Raw genomic sequence first — 21,679 nt, 5'->3', positions numbered from 1 at the left:
CAAGCGCCCGCAACGTCAAAAGGAATCTGGAAGCTATTGTCGAAATTCATAGATTACTGGGACCGGGAGGTATTGGTTCTTGCCCGAGCACTACAGGCGGCTATTCGGGTATCACGTAGCGATCGGCTTGATCGGGACCGCGGCTGCACTGTCGACTTTTCGTCGCCCTGGCGTAGCGGAGGGTCTCGGCATCGTGGTCTTCATAGCCCTTCTGTTTTGTTCGGAGGGAATATACATCCACCTCCCCAGCGGCCTCAACACCACGGCCAGTTTCAGCATCTTGTTCGCGATGTTCCTGCTATTCGATACGGCCATCGCGACAACCGCTGGACTGGCCGTTTCCCTGGTCGTGTCGAGGTTCGCGCTGAAGCGGCCAGTTGAGGTGGCGTTATTCAACGGGGGCCAGTACGCGTTGTCGATTATCGCCGGGGCTGCCCTCAGTCGTCTGGGGCCGCCACTCGCTGATGGGCTCGCGCTGGTTGACCCCGGTTCGCTGGTGAAGTCGGGGCTTTTCTTTGCAGGGTACTTCCTCGTCAACCAGGCGCTGACGAACCTCCCGATAGTCTACGTCGGAAGGGTGACGTTCCGCGACTTCGTGGACGCAGCCGTGATCGACGGGCTCATAGCGGCGATAACCATACCTTTCTCTTTCATCCAGGTCGCCCTCTACCGGAGCTTCGGCCCCTGGACCCTGCTGACAATGGTGGTCCCCATAGTCGCCGTGGCCCGCGTGTTCAGCCTGCAGGCCTCGCTCTCGAAGGCCAACAGGGAGATGTCGGCGCTCTACGAGGCCAGCCGCAGGCTCGGCCTGGCTCTCGACCTGGACCGCGTTTTCGACCTGATTGTGGATTGCGTGAAGGACTCGGTCGGGGTGGACAGCTGCCTCCTGTACGCGGTCAGGGAGCGCGAGCACCAGATGGAGCCCGTGAGACAGCACTTTCAGCAGGGCTGCGACCCCGAACTCGCGCTGGAACTGGGCAGCTGGGCTGCGTCGAGGCTCTCATCCTGCAACGGCGAGATACTCACGAAAGACGTGCGGGGGAAGACGCGCCACCTGTTGAGCGTCCCGATGATACACGAGGACAGGCTCGTCGGGGGGATAATCGTCGGCAGGCAGAGCGGCGTGGAATTCACGCCCGACGACCTCAAGATACTGAGCATTCTGGGCGGTCATGCCGCCGTGTCGATAGAGCATGCGCTGCAGTACCGCCAGACGGCGACGCTTGCCGATACCGAACCCCTGACCGGGTTGCACAACTCGAGGAGTTTCTCCCGCAGGTTCGAGAAGGAACTGGCGGCTTCGAAGAGGCACGCGAAACCGCTGTCTCTCATCTACCTCGACCTGGACAACTTCAAGTGGGTGAACGACGCCCTCGGGCACCTGGCCGGAGACCGCGTGCTGAAGGAATTCGGCGGGGTGCTCAAGAGGAGCGTAAGAGAAAACGACATCGCGGCGCGTCTCGGCGGAGATGAATTCGTGGTGCTTCTCCCGGGATCGACAAGGTCGGAGGCGCAACAGGTTGCGCAACGCATCCGTTTCTCGGTCTGCGGCACGAGGTTCCCGTGCGAGGAGCGCCCCGATGGCGTCTCCATCGGCGTCAGCACCGGTATCGCCTGCTACCCCGATGACGGCGAGGACCTGCGAGCCCTGATAAAGGCCGCCGACGAAGCGATGTACCAGACGAAGACCTCAGCAGGGGCCAACCTCGTCCAGTGACCCAAGCTCTTCTCCGCGGGATCGCGAGGGGTTTTCTTGAGCTCGTACTTCCCCCTTCCGACAGGTGTCCCCTGTGTGGCGGCCCACTCCGGCGGGCGCACGAGACCGGCGTTTTGCTCACGCCCGCCCCCGCGACGTCCATATGCCGGTCCTGCCTGGCGTCCAACCCGCCAATCATCAAACATATTGCCCACCCGCTCCAACTTCCGCGGGCTTGCCACCGCGACTACAGCACCGTAATGGCGGCCGGACCGTATGAGGGCAGGCTCAAGGAGGCAATATGGCGGCTGAAATACGGAGGCCGGCAGGACCTGTGCGAACCGCTCGGAAGCCTGATGGCGGAAGCCGGCCTGGCGGCGGTCCGCGGTGGCGCGGTGGCGTTCGACGTGTTGGTTCCCGTTCCGCTTCACCCTGCCAGGGAGGTCACGAGGGGCTTCAACCAGTCCCTTCTGCTGTCGAAGGTTGCTGGCGGCCGGCTGGGAGTGCCGGTAGAAGCAGGAGAACTCAGGAGAACCAGAGAAACGCTCCCGCAGAGTACGCTGGACCAGCATGAACGTCGCCGGAACATATCGGGGGCGTTCACCGTGCTGAAGCGGGGCTGGTTTGGCGGAAAGAGAGTCCTGATTGTCGACGACGTATTTACCACTGGTGCCACCGTTTTCGAATGCTGCGCGGTGTTGCTGTGTGACGGGGCGGCATCCGTCGACGTTTTGGTTTGCGCCATTACGGGAGGTTAGAACGTGGACATCAGGAATTGTTCCGAATGCGGCAGGGTATTCGTCGACAGGGGGAATGAACTCTGCCCGCGGTGTGTCGAGGAAGAAGACCGGCAGTTCGAGGTCGTGCGGAGGTACGTCGAAGCCCACGCGAACGCCTCGGTGGACGAGGTTAGCGAGGAGACTAAAGTCCCGAAGGAACGCATTGTGAGATTCCTAAGGCTTGGCCGCCTCGTACAGGGGTCGGTGAGTGGCTTCGAACTGAGGTGCGACGTCTGCGGAAGCGTGATCGAGACGGGCCGCGTCTGCAGGAAGTGCAAGGAGGGCTTCGACAGGGTCGCCCAGGACCTCACGCGTAAGCCCCTCGAGCCGGAGAAGCGCGGGTTTGAGCGCATGCACACGTACGACAGCATCAAGAAGGGACAAAAATAGATCTAAACTAACCGGCGGATCTGTTCGATACTTTGAATTAGGTATGTTTGCGTTCGCTGGACGCTCGAGATCGGGGGAGGAATGTGGCGTTGATGATTTCAAGAAGCCAGATAGATTCTACCCTGGGGATCCAGTCGAAAAGAATTCAGTCCCAGAGCGACGTAAACAAGGGCAAGTTGGGATCTAAGCCCGCCGGAGGCGATCAGATTCAGATATCGCCAAAGGCCGGGGAAATCGCCAGGATAAAAGAAGCGATCAAAGCCATGCCGGACGAAAGAGCCGATAAGGTCGAGGCAATTGCGAAGCTGGTGGCGGACGGAAAGTACGATGTGGACGCCACGGACGTAGCCGAGATGATGCTCCGCCGCATCATCGCCGACCGGCTGAGCTAATCGCAGATCTGTCGTACCCGCCGCCCGGCTTGGACATCCAACGGGCGGCTACTTGCTAGAGGCTATCGCGTGCGTTAACGGACTCGGCCCGGTAATAACAGGCGACCTTGGACAACCGTCACTACTGGTCTTTAGGAGGATCTGCAATGATAGAGGGTCTATGGCAAAGGATGGCCGAGTTCCTGGCCCAGGAGGCGGAGGCTTACGCCGACCTTGCCGTCCTCGGGAAGAAGAAGCAGGAGGCTCTCGTCAAAGGGAGCCTCTCGGACCTCGAGAAAGTGACCCGCGCCGAACAGGTCATCATCGCGCGGGCCGGCAAGATAGAGGAGAAGAGATGGAAGCTGCAGGAAGAGGTCGCGTCGTTTGTTTCCAAACCCGTTGCCGAGGTAAGGTTCGCCGACATCATTCCCATGGCGGAGGAGCCGTATCGCGAGTCGCTCGAGAAGAACCGCGAAGCGATTCAGAGCAGCATCAGGCAGATAACGGAGTTAAACGAAATGAACTCCGAGCTGATCCAGCAATCCCTGGCGTACGTCAACTTCATGCTGTCGGTACTCTCGACGCGAGTGAGCGCCACATACGACACCTCCGGCGAGATGGCTCAGAAACCAGCCGGCATCGTCGACAGAAAGGCGTAGAGGGAGGGGCTCGGTTTGGGATTCGTTAGTCTCGAAATCGGCAAGAGGGCTCTGATCGCCCAGCAGACTGCGCTGGATGTGATCGGGCATAACATAGCAAACGTCAACACCCCTGGCTTTTCCCGCCAGGAGGCCATGCTTGCGCAGACACCTCCGTACATGGCCGCCGGTGGCCTCGGCGCGATCGGCACCGGGGTTACCGTGACGGACATTCGCCGGATTCGCGACGCGTTCATTGACGCTCAGGTGCGGGCGGAACTCAAAGCGTTGGGCAAATACGAGACGATGTCCACCGCCATGGAAGAGATCGAGACCATCTTCAATGAGCCGTCCGATTCGGGTATCCGGTCGGTGCTCGACCTGTTCTGGACCTCTCTCCAGGACCTGTCGAACAACCCCGAGAGCCAGGCGGTCCGGTCGACCGTGAGGGAGCGGGCGGTGTCCGTGGCGGAGGCGATCAAGCACACGTACCGCCAGCTCGACCAGATGCAGAAGAACGTGGACACGTCAATAAGGACCAAGGTCAGTCAGGTGAATACATTCGCGCGGCAGATCGCCGAGCTCAACGTGGAGATCACGCGTGCGAAGGCGTCCGGGCAGCGACCCAACGACCTTATGGATCAGCGCGACCTGATACTGGACAACCTCGCCAAGGTCCTTGACATAAGGGTCACCGAGGATCCCGCCGGCTGGTGCAGGGTCACCGTCGGCGGAGTCGCTCTGGTCGAATCCGACAGGGCATTTGAACTTGATGTCCAGAATACCCCCCAGGGGTTCGCCCGGGTCATATGGCCCAGCACCGGACTGGACATTAGCATCACCTCCGGTGAGCTGGAGGGGTACCGCAGGATGAGGGACGTGGTCATCCCCGAGCTAAAGACCGACATGAACGAGCTAGCAGCCAGCATCATAGACGAGGTCAACACTCAGCACTCACTGGGGTTTGACTACAACGGCGACCCCGGCGGGACGTTCTTCAAGGGGACCGACGCGGTCACCATTGACGTTGGCGACGCCGTAGCGGGCAACGTCGCGCTCATCGCCGCTTCGTCGAGCAGCCTGGTCGGCGATGGCTCCAACGCCCTCACGATCGCGCAGCTGCGGCACAAACTCACGATGAAAACCGACCCGGCGGGACCCGTCAATGCGACATGGGACGATTTCGTCCGGGGTGTTGTCGGGCGCATCGGCGTGGATGCCGAAGAGGTCAACAGGATGCAGGAAAACACGAGCCTCCTCGTGCAGGGTATTGAGAACCGCAGACAGTCCGTATGTGGGGTCTCCCTGGATGAGGAGATGACGAACATGATCAAGTTCCAGCACGCGTACGAGGCGGCCGCGAGAGTGATTACCACGGCCGACGAGATGCTCGACGTACTGGTTAACAGGACAGGACTAGTAGGCCGATAGGCAGGTGAAGCGCGTTGAGGATCACCAGCAACATGATGGCCGGCAACCTGGTGCGGCGCCTGAATAATAACTCGACGAGGGTGCAGAAGTATCAAGACCAGCTCTCGGCTGCGAAGAGGATTACGAAACCGTCCGATGACCCAATCGGCCTGACCGCGTCGCTCCGCCTGAGAAGCACGCTCGTGGAGATGGACAGGTACAAGCAAAACATGGAGGAGTCGAAGGATTGGCTGACGGCTACGAGCGAGTCCCTGAACAAAATGGGCGAGGTGATTCACAGGCTGCACGAGCTCGCCGTGGCGGGAGCAAGCAGCACCGTGCCGCAACCCGCCCTGGACGCCATGGCCAACGAGGTGGACCAGATGCACGAGTATCTGGTGGACCTGGCCAACTCCGATCACGGTGGGCGGTACTTGTTTGCCGGGCAGAACACGTTGACCGCCCCATTTACGCTGGGTGGACCGGCCGGCGCTCTCGACAATGGGGCTATCCTGCGCGAGATCGCCCGCGGCCAGGTAATGCAGATTAATACCACCCCACAGTTCCTGGCCAACCCTGGCTCGATACTCAAGAACGTGCAGAATCTGGCCAACGAGCTGCGAGCAGGGAATTACACTGGGGTATCCAACTTGATAGGCAGTCTCCAGGCGAACGAAGATGAGATCCTCGCCATGGAAAGCGCGGTCGGAGCCAAGATCAACCGCCTGGAGATGTCAGCCGAGCGTTCACTCGAGCTTCAGACAAGCGTGACGCGCCTTCTATCGGAGACGGAGGATGCGGATATCGCAGAACTCACCGTGCGGCTCGGTCAAGAGGAAGCCGCGTACAGGGCTGCGCTTACCGTAGGGGCAAGGCTCATCCAGCCCACCCTCGCTGATTTCCTGAGATAGCAGGGCCCACTTCCGGTGGACGGCGCCAGTGGCGCCGCCCGCCGATCATTTGGAAACGGGGGGTTGGGTCAGGTGCGCGTGAAGACGACGCGGTTCGCCGAGATCGAGGTGTCCGACGACAAGATGCTGCGTTTTCCCGAGGGGCTCATCGGATTCGAGAGCTGCACGCGGTTCGCCCTGATATCGAGGGGTGACTCCCTGTTCATGTGGCTCCAGTCGCTGGATGACCCGGCGCTGGCCTTCGTGGTCACCGACCCGTCGGCATTCGTCCCGGGTTACAAACCGGAGATAGACCGTGACTCGCTCCGGACGCTGGGTGTTGAGTCCCCATCCGACTTGAAGTACCTCAGCATCGCCGTCGTGCCGGCCGACCCATCGCGTACGACGATTAACCTCCGTGCCCCGATTGCCGTAAATCACGGTAACCGCGTTGCAGTACAGGTCGTGACCTTGAACCCGGATAACCCACTGAAGTTCCGGGTTTTTGACAGGGGCGGGGCGCGCGGCGACAGCGCCTGTCCAGACAGCGGGGAGGGAACGTCATGTTAGTCCTCTCCCGGAAGAGGGGCCAGAGCCTGGTAATCGGCGAAGGCGTGGAGGTATTCGTGGTACAGGTAAGGGGCTCGGGCGATCAGGCCGTCGTCCGCATTGGCGTGAGAGCGCCCTCGGGCGTGCGGGTGTTCAGGCGCGAACTGTTCGATGAGATAGCGGCGGAGAACGTGCTTGCCTCGCAGGGGGGTAACACGTCGCTCAAGGAATTGGATATCCTCCGTGAGGTATCAGGATAGCCTGCAACGTCGGCTTTGAGGCGGGGAGGCAATCGAGCCCCCCGTCTTTTCGATTCTTGGGGGACCTGGGCTGCCACGCTCTAAACTGCGATCAAATTCCCACGATATATTGTGTTGGAAGGGCAACCGGAAGTTGCCCATGCCACGAAGCCATGACCCCGGGGTTAGGCGCCTGACTCCGGATCAGGCGGAGGGCGAAATCATCAAGGAGGATGAACAAAATGAGAATCAACCACAACATCAGCTCGATCAACGCGTGGAAGAACCTGACGATTACCGACCTGAACATGGGCAAGTCTCTTGAGAAACTGTCGTCAGGTTTCCGGATCAACAGGGCGGCCGACGACGCGGCCGGCCTCGCGATTTCGGAGAAGATGAGGGGCCAGGCTCGCGGCCTTGCGATGGCGCAGAAGAACGCCCTCGACGCGATATCTCTTATCCAGACGGCTGAGGGCGCGTTGACAGAGACCCACAACGCCCTGCAGAGGATGAGGGAGCTTGCGGTCCAGGCGGCGAGCGACAGCGTCACCAACGAGGACCGCGCGCATCTAAACAGTGAGGTCGATCAGTTGCTCCTTGAGATCGACAGGATTGCGACCACCACCGAGTTCAACACCCGGAAGTTGCTCGACGGCACATTCAACGGGATATTCCACATCGGCGCCAACGCCGGCCAAACCCTCGCACTGGCCATCGGCAACTGCGGTACGGCGGTAGCCGGCCTGAACATTGATACTGTCGACATCAGCACCCAGGCCGGTGCAGACGGCGCAATCACGGCTCTTGACACCGCGATCAACACAGTGTCGACCAGGCGCGCCGGTCTCGGCGCCGCGCAGAACAGGCTCGAGTTCACCTGGGCCAACCTCGGCGCCGCGTACGAGAACATCAGCGCAGCCGAGTCGCGCATCCGCGACACCGACATGGCCCTCGAGATGGCGTCGTTCACGAAGCACCAGATCCTGCTCCAGTCGGGCACCGCGATGCTCGCGCAGGCGAACATGAAGCCGCAGTCGATGCTGCAGCTCCTGCAAGGCTAAGGTCGCGGGCGGCTTAGGTGATGGAAAGGGCAACCGGAAGTTGCCTGTGCTCGGAGCCCATAAGAGAGGACAGATAGCTTACGCTCTGGTGGGCGCGGGGCGAAATCATCAAGGAGGATGAGGAAGATGAGAATCAACCACAACATCAGCTCGATCAACGCGTGGAAGAACCTGACGATCACCGATCTCAACATGGGTAAGTCTCTTGAGAAGCTGTCGTCGGGTTTCCGGATCAACAGGGCAGCCGACGACGCGGCCGGCCTCGCGATTTCGGAGAAGATGAGGGGCCAGGCTCGCGGCCTTGCGATGGCGCAGAAGAACGCCCTCGACGCGATATCGCTTATCCAGACGGCTGAGGGCGCGTTGACAGAAACCCACAACGCCCTGCAGAGGATGAGGGAACTCGCGGTCCAGGCGGCGAGCGACAGCGTCACCGACCCCGACCGCGCGCATCTAAACAGTGAGGTAACCCAGCTAATCGCTGAGATCGACAGGATCGCGACCACCACCCAGTTCAACACCCAGGACCTGCTAGACGGTGCTTTCACTGGCACGTTCCACATCGGCGCCAACGCCGGGCAGACCCTTGTGCTGTCCATAGGCGACTGCCAGGCGACTGCGATCGGCACCGGGGTCGGCGCCATGGTTAGTGATGTGGTCATCTCGACCCAGGCTGGCGCCAACACGGCGATAGGTATCCTCGACGACGCCATCAACGACATATCGACCATACGAGCCGGTCTCGGCGCCGCGCAGAACAGGCTCGAGTTCACCTGGGCCAACCTCGGCGCCGCGTACGAGAACATCAGCGCAGCCGAGTCGCGCATCCGCGACACCGACATGGCTCTCGAGATGGCGGCCTTCACCAGGCACCAGATCCTGCTCCAGTCGGGCACTGCGATGCTCGCGCAGGCGAACATGAAGCCGCAGTCGATGCTGCAGCTCCTGAGCTCGTAAGCCGGGGCAGTGAGGGGCTACATGATTGCGAGAATGCAGACGGGTAACGCGTAGGTGAGTGGTTGGGGCCGGCCGGTTATCCGGCCGGCCCGAATTGCTCACCAGTCCAGGGGGGGGGACTTGAGCCGGGAGGTATAGGCTATGAGCCTGGTACAGGGAGTCTCCGGTTTTAGTACTCCAGTGGTGAGTACCGATAAAGGTGCAAGACAGCTATCGCTCCAGAGACCCGCAGAACCCGCCCGCGGCCCGGCGGATGAGGAAGCACAGACTATGGCACAACAGGACGGCGGGCTCGTAAGCGAGAAGGTCGAGGCTGCCATTTGGGCTGCAAACCGTGTATCTGATCTCTTGAACGCCCGACTGAGCTTCTGCTACCATCAGGAGTCCGGGCGTGTGTACGTGCAGGTCATAAGCAGGGAGAGCGGTGAAGTACTGCGGCAGGTACCACCCGAGCAGATGCTCGACCTGATCGCGCGGGTGCGCGAGGCAGTCGGGCTCATAGTGGACGAGAAGGTTTGAATCGCGGGGTCAGGATCGGGGAGGGAACGTTATGAGCGACATCCGGTTGAGTGGTGCGGTGTCGGGCCTTGACTGGGAGTCCCTTGTGTCCCAGCTGATTGCAGTGGAGCGCAAGCCGATTACCCAGCTTGAGAGCAAGAAGAAGACCCTCGAGAATAAGTCGACCGCCTGGAAGGATATCAACTCCAAGCTGTATAGCCTGCAGAGCAAGGCACAGGCGCTGAAGTCTCGCGACACCTTCTACTCCAGGAAGGCCGAGTCCAGTGATTCAACGGTGGCAACCGCTACGGCGTCCTCAAGCGTGGCCCCGGGGACCTACACGGTGGAGGTCATCAAACTTGCGAGGGCGCACACCGTGGTGTCCGGCACGTTTGCCGACCCTGCGGAGGCGCGCGGGATCACCGGAAACCCTGTCATTAACGGGAAGACCATCGCCATTGAGGCCTCGGACAGTCTCAACTCGATCAGGGACAAGATAAACAACACGGCCGACATCGGGGTGACGGCGTCGGTGGTGCAGGTATCACCAGGCCAGCACAGGCTGGTCCTGGTTGCGAAGGAGACGGGAACCTCGAACGCGATTTCGTTCACCGACGATAATAACGCGCTGCTCGGCCTCGGTCTCCTCTGGGATGACGGCGGGACAATCAAATCCAATACCACCCAGGAAGCGGTCGACGCCGAAGTCAAGGTGAATTCGCTCACGATCTCGAGATCCACGAACACGATCGCCGACGCGGTGGGTGGCCTGAACCTCCAGATCAAGGCCGAGGGTAAGACGGCTACCATCACCGTGACCAACGACTCCCAGAAGGCCGTCGACGCGGTCAAGGCGCTTGTCAGCGAGTACAACGCAGTGTACGATTACATCTCAAGCAAAATGTCCTACGACAAGGAGACCAAGACCGCAGGCCTGTTCATGGGCGAGACCACGCTGACGCAGATACTTGGGACGATCCGCCGGCTGGTGCTTGACCCGGTTGAGGGGTTGACCGGCAGCATCACGAGGGGCTCGGACATGGGATTGAGCACGGGGACCTGGGATTCCGGCGACATCAATCACCTGCAGCTCGACGAAAGCAAGTTCACGCAAAAACTCGAGTCTAACCTCGACGACGTGGCCCGCCTCTTTGGGGCGTACGACCTGGCAGACACGAAAGGGATCGGCGCGCGGCTCTACAGCCAGGTAAAGACCTACACGCAAACCGGCGGGCTCGTGCCCGAGAGGCAAAAGGCGCTTTCGGAACAACAGAGGCGGCTGCAGGAGCGCATCGACAGCATGAATCAGCGGCTGGATCAAAGGGAGCAGAACCTGAGGCGGCAGTTCATCAATATGGAGATTACGATCGCTCGCCTGAAGAGCCAGGGCTCCTGGCTTGACAGCCAGATAAGCTCGATGTCGGGACAGTACTAAGTCTCATGTGAGGGGCGGAAAAGATGCCAGACGCGGTTGCGCAGTATAAGGCAGTCCAGATTCAGACAGCACCGGGCACCTATCTGATATTGATGGCGTACGATCATGCGCTGAGGCACCTGAGCCAGGCAAAGGAAGCCATGGCAGAGGGTAGGACGAGTGACTGCGCGAACTCCCTCGGGAAGGTGCATGGCATCCTGACAGAGCTCAGCGGATCCCTGAACTTCGAGTGCGGGGAGATGGCAGCCAAGCTCTACAGGCTCTACGAGTTCTGCGGGAGCAGGCTTGTCGAGGCGACATTCAAGCGAGATCCGGGAATGCTCGACGCGGTTCGTGACATCCTGACGACGCTCAGGGAGGCGTGGTTGGAGTGCAGCAAGGCGAAGGGCGCGAGGCGGATTCCTGCACCGCAGGACGGCTTCCAGGTGGTAGTGGGTTGAACGGATCTGACACACAGTACGGCGAGAGGCTGGTGTCGCTGTACTCGGCGATGCTGGCCTCCGCCATGCGGCAGAGGGAACTCGCCGCCAGGTCTGACACGATAGATCAGGTGAAGGCCTTGGAGCGGGAGGCTGACAGGCGGGACCAGACTGCTGCCGAAATCGAGAGGGCCTTCCCCGAGGTGCTGCACTCGGGAGTGAGATCGGAGAGCGTTCTGGGCAAATGCCGCGATATCGCGCGCCAGATTCTCGAGATAGACTCCGAAACGGTGAGTCTGATCGAGCAAGCGAAGGTACGGGTGTCGAGGGACCTGGAGCAGGTCGACCTCCTGAAACAGTACATGGACACTTACAGGGGCATGTTAAGTAACCTCACAGATACCGCGGGGTTCATCGACCGCGTCAAATGATCGAGCGGTGGGCCATGCCGGTCCCGCCGTCGGGCCTCGCATCGCCAGACCCCGGTCCCCCCGGTCCGCAATTCACAATGTGTCCCCACGGCGAAAACGCGGTTCTTCCTCGTTATCAACAGAGTTAGTCACAGTATCCACAGGCAATTACTCCCATCGCGGCGCTATTCCCCACAACGCGGAGCTTCACCGGCGCATTACCGACTCCAGAGACCCCGTTCGGCCGTAAGACGACACGCGGCCGCTCATTTGACTTTTTGGGGCTCTCCATGCTATATTCTTGCTGAAACCGCTGGATAAAGTGGCAAACTCGTCGTGGGAGGAATGCTGATCAATGCAAGGCAAGGTGAAGTGGTTCAATCCGGAAAAGGGTTACGGCTTCATTCAACGCGATGACGGCCCCGATGTGTTTGTGCACTACTCTTCGATTCAGCAGGAAGGCTTCAAAACGCTGAACGAGGGCGACACGGTCGAGTTCGAGGTCGTCGAGGGCCCTCGAGGACTCCAGGCGGCGAACGTGAGCCGGCTCGGCTAAAGATAAACTTGCTAAAGAAGTCTTCTTCCCCGGCCTGGCCGGGGTTTTTTCGTGGAGGATTCGCCTGCCAGTGGGGGAATATTATATAAAAGCCGAGGGGAAAGGAGTTGGCTCTCGTGCGGATCACCGTCCGGGGCAAGAACATGGACGTAACCCCGCCGCTGAAGGAGTACGTGGAGAAACGCCTCAAGAAGATCGAGAAGTACTTTGACTATTCCGTTTTCGCCCAGGTTACCTTGAGTGTCGAGCGCGGCAGGCACATAGTAGAGGTCACGGTGCCGCTGAACGGCATGCTTCTCAGGGGTGAGGAGGAGACCGGAGACATGTATTCCTCGGTCGACCTCGTTCTCGAGAAGCTCGAAAAGCAAATCAACAAGTACAAGACCAGGGTGCTTCGCCGGCCGAGGGGGGGCGACCGCGCCGGGAAAACCGGGTACATAGACGTAGGAGACGAAGCGGCGGTAGTCAAGGTGAAACGGTTCGCCCTGAAGCCGATGACGGTGGAGGAAGCAGTGCTCCAGATGAACCTGCTTGGCCACGACTTCTTCGTGTTCCGGAACGCCGAGAGCGAAGGGATCGAGGTGGTGTACCGCAGGAAGGACGGTAACTACGGGCTGATAGAGCCCGAGTAGAGATTCTCGTTCCAGAGTGAGGGGGCCGTAAGGCCCCCTTCGGTTTGACCGTGGGCTGGGGGAGGGTTGGTGGGATGCGTCAAGGGGTCGTTGCCCTGGTCTTCGAGGGTGGACAGGCCCTCGAAGGCGGCGAAGGTGTCGAAGGTGTCATGACGTCGATTCGCCGCGAAATCTGCCTCGACACCATTGAACGGCTGCTGGCTGCGCCCTCCTTTGACGCCGTGGTACTGGTGACCTCCGATGATGAACTCGCGCACCGTGCTGCCGATTTGGGTGCCCGTGTCGAACGTACCGCCCGGGACGGGTTCAGGATGGGTCCGTGGCTCCTCGGGTTTGTCGAGGGTTGGGATCTCGAGTCGGTCGTGTGCCTGGGGGGCGCTTCGGCGCCGCTGGCCACCTCCGGCGACTTCGAGACCATCGCCGCTGCGCTCGCGGCCGGTGAGGGAAGTGAGGGAGTCGTTGTCGCCAACAACCTGTACTCCGCCGACATCGTCGGGTTCAGACCCGCTGGCGCGCTCCGCCGCATACACCTCCCGGATGATGACAATTTCCTGGCGTACCTGCTGCAGGAAGCGGGGCTGAAAGCAGTGATACTCCCCGAGGGCCCCGTCTACGACTTTGACGTCGATACCCCCGCCGACCTGGCCGTGTTGGCGTTGCATCCCAGGGCAGGAGGCAGGTGCGCCGGCGCCGTCGAAAAAGCGGGTTGGGGCGAGGGCCTTCTTGCCGGGGTGATGGACAAGTTGCGACAACCACACCCTCGCGCTTTCCTGGCCGGCCGGGTTTCGCCCGGAGTCATGGCTTTCATTCGGGGCGCCCTCAAGTGGAGGCTCAGGGTGGTGTCCGAGGAACGCGGCATGAAAGCGTTTAGGAAGGAGGCGTCGGATGAAGTACGGTCCATCACAGGGTCGCTTGTAGATTGCCTCGGGGATGAACGTTTCCTTGAGTACATTGGCGAGATCAGCGACGTAGCTTTCATCGACACTCGTGTTCTGTTTTCACACTGGGGCCTGACCCCGTCCGTTTCGGACCGGTACAACTCGGACCTGAAGCGTCCGGGTGATATCTTCGACAGCCGGGTTCGCGCATTTACCCGGGCCGCCGCAGGTTCGCGTGTTCCAGTGATACTCGGAGGGCACTCACTGGTCAACGGAGGCGTCTGGGCGTTGGCCGACACGATTGTGCAGGAACTAGCCGCTCGGAGTCGAATAACTTCCTTAGAGTTCTAGGAGAAGAAATCCATGGCAGAGGATAGGACCAAACCGATCGAACTGGCCCTGCTGCGGGTTAAGGACGTACTTTACGCGCGGGCCACGCTTAATCAGGAAGGACAGATTGAATCCCTCCACGTTCTCGCGAGATCGACACGGAGTGCCGCCAGGATATGCCGGGACGTCCAGTCGGTGGTCAAGGCTCAGTTCGGGATGGAGATCGACCTGCCGAGGATATCCGTTGCCCAGATAGCGGGTGAACTCGAGACCGCGATACCCCCGCTCAGGCCGAGACTCCAGTCGGTGTTCTACGGAGTTGAGGGTAGCGAGGGGCGGGCCGAGATTAACCTGGAGTTCGAGGGAAGAGTGGTTACGGGCAGGGCGAGGGGTGCCTGTTCGAAGAGCAATCGTTTACGGCTCGTGGCCGAGGCCACCCTGGCAGCGGTGAACTCCTACATGGACGACTTAATCCTTTGCGCCCTGGAAGACACCACCCTCATTTCACTGTCGGGGAGGCCGGTGGTGGTCGCCACGGTGAGCATCTCTTCGGGCCAGAAAGACGAGGTGCTTACCGGCGCGTGCATAGTGGGCCGCGATGAACTCGAGGCAACTGCCAGGGCCACGCTGGATTCCCTGAACCGCAGGATTCCTTTTCACATGAAAGGAGTAAAGGGCCAGTAGCGGTAAATCTTGGACCGGCGACTCGGCTAGCCAAACCCGAGCGGAGGAAACCGTTCATATAGAGCGAATTCGTGAGCGGTTCCAACATCTGGGGGTTTGACAAAGTGAGCAGGATTCTCAGGGCAGTGCTCGCCGTGTTGGCGCTTGTTCTTGCTGGTGGCGCCAGCTTCCAGTGGAAGTGAGATAGCAAATCGACCAGTCGCCGGTCCAATTCTCGTTCGCCGCAATGGAGGAACCACCTGGATGCGCGCTCCCGAGAGAGCGGCAAGATCCTACGTCTACACAGTCATCGCAGTCGGGCTTGGATTATTGATCTGGTTTCGCCCCGGCGAAACCCCCGACCGTTTGATCTCCGTATCCCTGTTTACCGTCCTCGCGTTTATTGCGGAAGCGTTTCCGGTGACCCTCCCCAGGGACAATGGCACGGTGTCGGTCAGCTTCGCGGTGATAAACGCCGCCGTGCTGCTCTTCGGTCCGAGCGCGGCGCAGTGGATCGCGGCGATCGGCACGATCCGCGTCAAGGACCTAATGGGCAAGACTCCGCTTTACGCGGTCCTGTTCAACCGCGCCATGCTGTCGATGGCCGCCCTTGCTGCCGGCCAGACCTACGTGTTTCTCGGAGGCAGACCGGGCACCGTCAATTCCCCCGGGGTTCTGGTGCCCCTGGTCGGGAGCGCGCTCGCGTACACGGTCGTGAACACGTCATTGATAGTAGTGGCCGCGTCTCTGGACGAGGGCGTCGATCCCCGGGGTCTCTGGGCAGTGAATTTCCGGTGGGCCATGCCCAACATGCTCGCCCTGGTCCCCGTAGCCGCCGTCCTCGCCGAGGCTTACCAGAGCGCGGGGATCGCGGGCGCCTCGGTCCTCCTGGTGCCCCTCCTCCTCGCAAGGTATTCATTCAAGCGGTATATTGACCTCAGGGACACCTACCTGGAGACCATGAGGGCGCTCATGGCTACCCTGGACGCGAAGGACTCCGGTACGAGGGGCCACTCGGAGCGCGTGGCGGAAATCGCCGTCGAAACCGGCAAGGTCCTCGGGATGAATGAGGAGGAAATCCAGCTCCTCCGGTACGTCGGGATCCTCCACGACGTCGGTAAGATCGGGATACCCGACTCGGTGCTGAAGAAACCGGGGAAGTTCACCCGGGAAGAGTACCACGAGATGAAGAAGCACGCGCAGATCGGCGCGGATATAATCAGCCACGTCAAGATGCTCGGCCGTGGGGCGCGGTGGGTAAGGCACCACCACGAGAGGTTCGACGGCCGGGGCTTCCCCGGCCAGTTGCAGGGGGACGACATACCGATGGGGGCGAGGATCATCGCGGCGGCCGACGCCTTCGACGCAATGACGTCCGAGAGGCCCTACAAGAGGGCTTATACCCTCGACGAAGCGAAGAGAGAGATGCTGATGCATTCGGGGACGCAGTTCGACCCGAAGGTCGTGACAGCGCTGTTGAAAGCCGTCGGCGAGGCAAGACAGAACGGCGGGAGTGGTGCGGGGAGGGTCCACGAGGACGGCGGCGGTGAGGACGAGGGGCAGAGAAAAGATGAAACGAGCCGGGGGTAGGTAAAGACGAAGCCTGGAATCTGGAAGCTGTATTCGTGGTCGATGATAGCGGTGGGAGTCGCGGCGGCCGGATATGGGCTGTTCTCGCCCGGTATTCCGGCGGCGCCGGTACTGTTGTTCTGCCTTATCAGTCCTATGACTCACGTGCTGCCTATCAAGTGGTACTCGTTCACTGTGACCCTGGGACCGGCTGTCGAGATGGCCGGCTCCTGGTTGTTCGGCCCCGCGGCGGCCTGCATCGTGGCGATCGCGGGGCGGGTGTTCAGCGCGATGCTGATGAGGCCCCTGTCCAGGAGAGGTTGGATGGGCCTGTGGGGCGAGGCGCCGTCGATCGCCGTCGCCGGAATAGCCACGGTCGCGGCGGGCCACCTCTACCGCTTCCTGGGATGGGTTCACGGCATGGGCGTTCCGGATCAGGGGCCGTTCAACGGCGCGCCCGGGGACCTGTGGCTTGCCAGCCGATTCCTTTCGGCGGCGCTGTACTTCCTGGTCATAGTGTTGCTGACCCTGCCGGGCCTGCATGCGAGGTTTGGATCGAGATTCGCGTCGCTTTGGTGGGGGGAGTGGGCCGAAATCCCGGTCGGCTTTCCGCTGAACTTTGCGGCCGCGCTTCTCCTCGCGTGGCTGTACCCCAGGACCAGGGTAGGAATGTCGGGTCTTATCGTATTCACGCTATTCCTCGCGATGATAGTCTATTCGACCCGGATGTTCGTGCGCATGTCGGAGGTCTACCGGAGCACGGTTGAGACGCTCGTGCCGGTGATAGAGGCCAAGTTCCCGAACGGCGTTGGGCACTCGAGGAGGGTATCGAACCTGGCGGTGGCCGTGGCCAGGAAGATGGCGTTGCCGAAACCGGAAATCCGGAATCTGTTCTTTGGGGCGATGCTCCACGACGTCGGGATAGCCGCTATCGACGAGCGGATACTCTTGAAGAAGGCGGCGCTGTCGATGAGCGAATACCTCGACCTCCTGACGCATACGATCGAGGGCGCGAAAATCGTGTCGAAGAGCGCGTTCCTCACCGGGTGCGCGGAGATAGTGCTTCACCACCACGAACGGTTCGACGGGACGGGACACCCCCATAAGCTTGCGGGCGAAGATATCCCGCTGGGCGCCAGGATAGTGGCCATCGCCGAGGCGTACGACGCGATGACGCACTCACGGCCGTTCTCGCCGGCCATGGAACCGGTGGCGGCTCTCGCCGAAATGAGAGCGCAGGCCAGCAAGCAGTTCGATCCCGCGATAATACCGTACGTGGAACAGGCCGTTCAGGAACAACTGAGGTGGGGCGAACATGTTTTTGAGTTCAATTATGTTTTCGATATTGATCGGTAGGCTCCGCGGCGGCAGGATTGCGGGGTTCGCCGAGGTGGAGTTCAAGAAAGTTGGCTGGATCCTGCTGAGTTTCGCGGTCAGGTTCGGCCTGTCGTGGGCGACCGGCCGCCTGGCGATCCCTGCGGCGGTGGCGGCGGCGCTGCACATGTCGGCGTACGTCATGATTGTCTACGCCGTCGCCAGGAACACCCGTCTCAAGGGCATGTGGCTGATAGGCCTGGGGACCGCGCTCAACCTGGTCGTCATTGCGGCAAACAGCGGGCGGATGCCGATCGGTCCGGAGGGGCTCAAGAGGGCGGGGCTCGACGTCCTGCCGTCGTTCGAGGCGATCAGGCAGGGAGTGAGTTACACCCACGAGCTGGTCACCGGAGCGACCCGGCTGGCGTTCCTGGGGGACGTGCTGTACATACCGAAGCCGCTGTGGCCACCCACGGTGTTCAGCGTGGGAGACATCCTCGTGATGCTGGGGGCGTTTATCCTGGTGCAGTTCGTGATGATACCGCGGAGGCCGGCGCGGAGCGCTGCCTAGGGAGCGTTTCGTCGGCGCCGGCGGCCGGATACGACTTGCGGGGGCGCAGGTTGCCTCCCCATTGCAGCAATGCTAAAATTACAGATGGATCAGGGTAGATAGAGAGGAACTTGTGGGGTTCCTCTGGGACGAGCGGGGGAGCGCGAGGGGGCGGTAATCCCCCTCAATTCTATTGAAGGGATACACCTCCGCGAGAAGATCGACTACGGTCCCCGGATGAACCAACGTCTGCACGCTTGGCCGTATCGAAAGGTCGTCTACATGCTCCGGTACAAGGCTAAGCTTGCTGGGATCACGGTCCGAGATAATTTGGACGAACGAGGCACCTCGCGTACCTGCCACACCTGTGGCAAAGTGCGGGATGCTAACCGGGTTGACCGGGGCTTGTACCGATGCAGGTGTGGGTGGACCGCCCAGGCAGACGTGAACGGCGCGCTGAACATCTACGAGCGCGCATTCCAGGTATCTCCCGTCAAGGGGAGTAGTGGCCGCGTGGCGCGGCCCGTGGTCTTGTCATTCCAGCCGGGATGGCATATGGTCCACGAACCGAAGCGCAAGCACCGCCTGCGCGCATCCGCCTGAGGATGCCCCCAAGTCTATTCGGGGGAGGACGTCACTTTTGGGATGGGGGAAAACAGTGCTCAAATTCCTGCAGAATCTGGTCAATAACGATGAGCGTGAAGTGAAAAGGCTTGCCGCGCTGGCCGAGCGGGTCAAAGGCTTGGAACCGGAGGTAGCCGCGTTGACGGACACCGGCTTGGCCGCGAAGACGGTCGAGTTCAGGGAGCGTCTTGGCCGCGGAGAGAGTACGGACAGCCTGCTTTCCGAGGCGTTCGCCGTGGTAAGAGAGGCATCGCGGCGCACCCTCGGCATGCGGCACTTCGACGTGCAGGTCATGGGCGGAATCGTCCTGCACGAGGGCAACATCGCCGAGATGAGGACGGGCGAGGGCAAGACCCTCGTCGCCACCATGCCGGTCTATCTGAACGCGCTGTCAGGGAACGGGGTCCACGTCGTGACGGTCAACGACTACCTCGCGAGGCGCGACGCCGAGTGGATGGGCCAGATCTACAAGTTCCTCGGGCTGCGGGTCGGGGTAATCGTCCACGGCTTGGACACCCAGCAGCGGAAGGACGCATATTCCGCCGACGTTACGTACGGCACGAACAACGAGTTCGGGTTCGACTACCTGCGCGACAACATGGTGATGCACGCCGATGAAATGGTGCAGCGCCCGTTGAACTATGCGATCGTGGACGAGGTGGACAGCATCCTGGTCGACGAGGCGAGGACCCCGCTCATCATCTCGGGGGCGGCCGACAAGCCGACGGAGCTGTACTACCAGTTCGCGAGAGTGGTCAGGAGCCTCAAGCCCGACGTGGACTATACGTTCGACGAGAAGGCGCACACCGCCGAGCCCACCGAGGACGGTGTGGCGAAGGTCGAGCGAATGCTGGGGATCGACAACCTGTACGACCACCAGAACCAGGACCTGTCGCACTACCTGATCCAGGCGCTCAAAGCGCACACCCTCATGAAGCGGGACGTCGACTACATCATCAAGGACGGCCAGGTGATAATCGTGGACGAGTTCACCGGCCGGCTGATGTTCGGGCGCAGGTACAGCGATGGGCTGCACCAGGCGATCGAGGCGAAGGAAGGCGTCAAGATCGAGCGGGAATCGCAGACGCTCGCCACGATCACCTTCCAGAACTACTTCAGGATGTACAAGAAGCTCGCCGGCATGACCGGCACTGCGGCGACCGAGGCGGAGGAGTTCAGGAAGATATACGGCCTCGACGTGGTCGTGATACCCACGAACAAGCCCATGATCCGCGAGGACTTCCCTGACGTCATCTACAAGAACGAGCGGGCGAAGTTCAGGGCGGTTGTCGATGAGATCGTCGAGTGGCACGAAAAGGGCCGGCCGGTGCTGGTCGGTACCATTTCCATAGAGAAGTCCGAGGTACTCAGCTCGATGCTGTCGAAGCGCGGGGTGTCGCACCAGGTGCTGAACGCGAAGCACCACGAGCGGGAAGCCGAGATAGTGGCGCAGGCGGGCCGGTTCGGTTCGGTCACTATCGCGACCAACATGGCGGGCCGCGGGACCGACATCCTCCTCGGCGGCAACCCCGAATTCCTCGCAAGGCAGAGGCTGAGGGGACAGCAGGACGACAGGGGGAAGAGGAAGTACGAGGACTGGGTCGTGCTCGCGGCGACCGAGGCGTTCCCGCCGGACGACCCCGTGGCGTCGAAGGCACGTGAGGAGTACCTCGGATACCTCGCCGAGGCCAGGCGCGAGACCGAGCCCGAGCACGAGCGGGTAGTCGAACTTGGCGGGCTACACATCATCGGGACCGAGCGTCACGAGGCGCGGCGCATCGACAACCAGCTCCGCGGGCGTTGCGCGCGCCAGGGCGACCCGGGTTCCACGAGGTTCTACCTGTCGCTCGAGGACGACCTCATGAGGCTCTTCGGCTCTGACATGATAGCCGGCCTCATGGACAGGCTGGGGCTCACCGAGGACGAGCCGATCGAGCACCGCATGGTGACGGGTGCGATCGAGAGGGCGCAGAAGCGTGTCGAGGCGCGGAACTTCGAGATCCGGCGCAACGTCCTCGAATACGACAACATAATGAACAAACAGCGCGAGATCATCTACGCCAACCGCCGCAAGGTGCTGGCGGGGGAGAACGTCTCCGGCACGATAATGGAGATGATCGAGAAGATGGTCTCGGGCTGGGTGGAAGACCACTGCTCGAAGAAGGTCCACCCTGACGACTGGGACGCCGAAGGGCTCGTGGCGCGCGCCGAAGGCTTGTTCCTGCGCAGGGGAGTGTGGACCGCGGAGCAGGTGCGGAAGATGAACCCCGACGACATCCGCGACAGACTCCATCAGGAGGCGCTCGCGGCGTACAGGGCGAGGGAGCAGGTGATCGGCGAGGACACCATGCGCCAGATCGAGCGTTACGTGGTGCTTCGCACGGTGGACCAGAAGTGGATGGACCACCTGGACGCCATGGACGACCTGCGCGAGGGGATCGGGCTTCGCGCGTACGGCCAGAAAGACCCGCTGCTCGAGTACCAGCACGACGCGTACAACATGTTCCAGGAGATGGTCCAGGGCATCCAGGAAGATGTCGTGCGACAGATGTTCAAGTTCACCGTGGTGAAGGAGCCGGGGGCCGAGAGGCCCCGGAGGGTGGCCCCGCCGGCGGCAGGCGGTCCGGCTGGTGGTCCCGCAGGGACGCTCTCCTCGTCGTGGTCGGGTGACAGGCCACTAACGCAGGTGAGGTCCGGCAAGAAGGTAGGCAGGAACGACCCATGCCCGTGCGGCAGCGGAAAGAAATACAAGAAGTGCTGCGGGAAGACTGCTTGACGACCGCCACGTTGGCTGCGGGTGGCTACGTGAGGATCTCGCGTG

23 protein-coding genes and 1 pseudogene are annotated in these 21,679 nt (G+C 61.4%); all 24 read left to right on the top strand.

The features are described from left to right. Positions 1 to 79 precede the first annotated feature (79 nt). The 24 genes and pseudogenes from HPY55_03510 to secA all read left to right on the top strand — a co-directional run bounded on the left by HPY55_03510 (position 80) and on the right by secA (position 21,634). Positions 80 to 1,717, top strand: a complete 1,638-nt coding sequence (locus tag HPY55_03510) for a sensor domain-containing diguanylate cyclase (protein NPV69701.1) — start codon at positions 80 to 82, stop codon at positions 1,715 to 1,717. After that, a complete protein-coding gene (locus HPY55_03505; GenBank protein NPV69700.1) occupies positions 1,714 to 2,454 on the top strand; it encodes a ComF family protein in 741 nt (246 codons plus the stop codon). Before HPY55_03510 ends, HPY55_03505 begins: the two co-directional genes overlap by 4 nt. A 3-nt stretch (positions 2,455 to 2,457) precedes the next feature. Next, positions 2,458 to 2,865: a MerR family transcriptional regulator gene (locus tag HPY55_03500; protein ID NPV69699.1), complete on the top strand. Its 408-nt coding sequence runs from the start codon at positions 2,458 to 2,460 to the stop codon at positions 2,863 to 2,865. Positions 2,866 to 2,954: 89 nt separating this feature from the next. Further along, a complete protein-coding gene (flgM, locus tag HPY55_03495) occupies positions 2,955 to 3,257 on the top strand; it encodes a flagellar biosynthesis anti-sigma factor FlgM (protein ID NPV69698.1) in 303 nt (100 codons plus the stop codon). A 146-nt stretch (positions 3,258 to 3,403) separates the two neighbouring features. Next, positions 3,404 to 3,895, top strand: a complete 492-nt coding sequence (locus HPY55_03490) for a flagellar protein FlgN (GenBank protein ID NPV69697.1) — start codon at positions 3,404 to 3,406, stop codon at positions 3,893 to 3,895. Positions 3,896 to 3,910: 15 nt separating this feature from the next. Beyond that, positions 3,911 to 5,305 (top strand): flagellar hook-associated protein FlgK, encoded by a 1,395-nt coding sequence (gene flgK, locus HPY55_03485; GenBank protein NPV69696.1) that lies wholly within the window; start codon positions 3,911 to 3,913, stop codon positions 5,303 to 5,305. A gap of 14 nt (positions 5,306 to 5,319) precedes the next feature. Then, complete coding sequence (flgL, locus tag HPY55_03480; GenBank protein NPV69695.1) at positions 5,320 to 6,195, top strand: flagellar hook-associated protein FlgL; 876 nt, start codon at positions 5,320 to 5,322, stop codon at positions 6,193 to 6,195. 72 nt (positions 6,196 to 6,267) lie between these two features. Next, positions 6,268 to 6,744 carry a flagellar assembly protein FliW gene (locus HPY55_03475; protein ID NPV69694.1) on the top strand — a complete coding sequence of 159 codons (477 nt, stop codon included), beginning with the start codon at positions 6,268 to 6,270 and terminating at the stop codon, positions 6,742 to 6,744. Continuing rightward, complete coding sequence (locus HPY55_03470; protein NPV69693.1) at positions 6,738 to 6,983, top strand: carbon storage regulator; 246 nt, start codon at positions 6,738 to 6,740, stop codon at positions 6,981 to 6,983. Before HPY55_03475 ends, HPY55_03470 begins: the two co-directional genes overlap by 7 nt. A 221-nt stretch (positions 6,984 to 7,204) precedes the next feature. Beyond that, on the top strand, positions 7,205 to 8,023 hold the full coding sequence (locus HPY55_03465; protein ID NPV69692.1) for a flagellin: 819 nt from the start codon (positions 7,205 to 7,207) through the stop codon (positions 8,021 to 8,023). A gap of 126 nt (positions 8,024 to 8,149) precedes the next feature. Next, complete coding sequence (locus HPY55_03460; protein ID NPV69691.1) at positions 8,150 to 8,980, top strand: flagellin; 831 nt, start codon at positions 8,150 to 8,152, stop codon at positions 8,978 to 8,980. 141 nt (positions 8,981 to 9,121) lie between these two features. After that, a complete protein-coding gene (locus tag HPY55_03455; protein NPV69690.1) occupies positions 9,122 to 9,499 on the top strand; it encodes a flagellar protein FlaG in 378 nt (125 codons plus the stop codon). 31 nt (positions 9,500 to 9,530) lie between these two features. Then, positions 9,531 to 10,913 (top strand): flagellar filament capping protein FliD, encoded by a 1,383-nt coding sequence (fliD, locus tag HPY55_03450; protein NPV69689.1) that lies wholly within the window; start codon positions 9,531 to 9,533, stop codon positions 10,911 to 10,913. A 23-nt stretch (positions 10,914 to 10,936) separates the two neighbouring features. Next, positions 10,937 to 11,353 carry a flagellar export chaperone FliS gene (fliS, locus tag HPY55_03445; protein ID NPV69688.1) on the top strand — a complete coding sequence of 139 codons (417 nt, stop codon included), beginning with the start codon at positions 10,937 to 10,939 and terminating at the stop codon, positions 11,351 to 11,353. After that, positions 11,350 to 11,763: a hypothetical protein gene (locus HPY55_03440; protein ID NPV69687.1), complete on the top strand. Its 414-nt coding sequence runs from the start codon at positions 11,350 to 11,352 to the stop codon at positions 11,761 to 11,763. The genes fliS and HPY55_03440 overlap by 4 nt, the downstream gene beginning before the upstream one ends. 334 nt (positions 11,764 to 12,097) lie before the next feature. Further along, complete coding sequence (locus HPY55_03435; protein NPV69686.1) at positions 12,098 to 12,298, top strand: cold-shock protein; 201 nt, start codon at positions 12,098 to 12,100, stop codon at positions 12,296 to 12,298. Positions 12,299 to 12,414: 116 nt separating this feature from the next. Then, the gene (gene raiA, locus HPY55_03430; protein ID NPV69685.1) at positions 12,415 to 12,930 is read left to right on the top strand and encodes a ribosome-associated translation inhibitor RaiA; all 516 of its coding nucleotides are present in this window, start codon (positions 12,415 to 12,417) and stop codon (positions 12,928 to 12,930) included. Positions 12,931 to 13,004: 74 nt separating this feature from the next. After that, the gene (locus HPY55_03425) at positions 13,005 to 14,159 is read left to right on the top strand and encodes a hypothetical protein (protein ID NPV69684.1); all 1,155 of its coding nucleotides are present in this window, start codon (positions 13,005 to 13,007) and stop codon (positions 14,157 to 14,159) included. Between the two features lie 12 nt (positions 14,160 to 14,171). Next, entirely contained in the window at positions 14,172 to 14,822 is a 651-nt protein-coding gene (locus tag HPY55_03420; GenBank protein ID NPV69683.1) for a hypothetical protein, read from the top strand. Positions 14,823 to 15,065: 243 nt separating this feature from the next. Further along, a complete protein-coding gene (locus tag HPY55_03415; protein ID NPV69682.1) occupies positions 15,066 to 16,391 on the top strand; it encodes an HD-GYP domain-containing protein in 1,326 nt (441 codons plus the stop codon). 42 nt (positions 16,392 to 16,433) lie between these two features. After that, on the top strand, positions 16,434 to 17,726 hold the full coding sequence (locus HPY55_03410) for an HD-GYP domain-containing protein (protein NPV69681.1): 1,293 nt from the start codon (positions 16,434 to 16,436) through the stop codon (positions 17,724 to 17,726). Continuing rightward, complete coding sequence (locus tag HPY55_03405; GenBank protein NPV69680.1) at positions 17,686 to 18,255, top strand: DUF5317 domain-containing protein; 570 nt, start codon at positions 17,686 to 17,688, stop codon at positions 18,253 to 18,255. Before HPY55_03410 ends, HPY55_03405 begins: the two co-directional genes overlap by 41 nt. Positions 18,256 to 18,411: 156 nt before the next feature. Continuing rightward, a pseudogene (gene tnpB / locus HPY55_03400) lies at positions 18,412 to 18,837 on the top strand (IS200/IS605 family element transposase accessory protein TnpB). Positions 18,838 to 18,892: 55 nt separating this feature from the next. Then, positions 18,893 to 21,634, top strand: coding sequence for a preprotein translocase subunit SecA (secA, locus tag HPY55_03395; GenBank protein ID NPV69679.1), 2,742 nt, complete (start codon positions 18,893 to 18,895; stop codon positions 21,632 to 21,634). The last annotated feature ends 45 nt before the right edge of the window (positions 21,635 to 21,679 follow it).

It is taken from the genome of Bacillota bacterium (assembly GCA_013178305.1).
GTDB lineage: Bacteria > Bacillota > Sulfobacillia > JABLXB01 > JABLXB01 > JABLXB01.
This window is presented reverse-complemented; position numbering and strand designations above follow the sequence as displayed.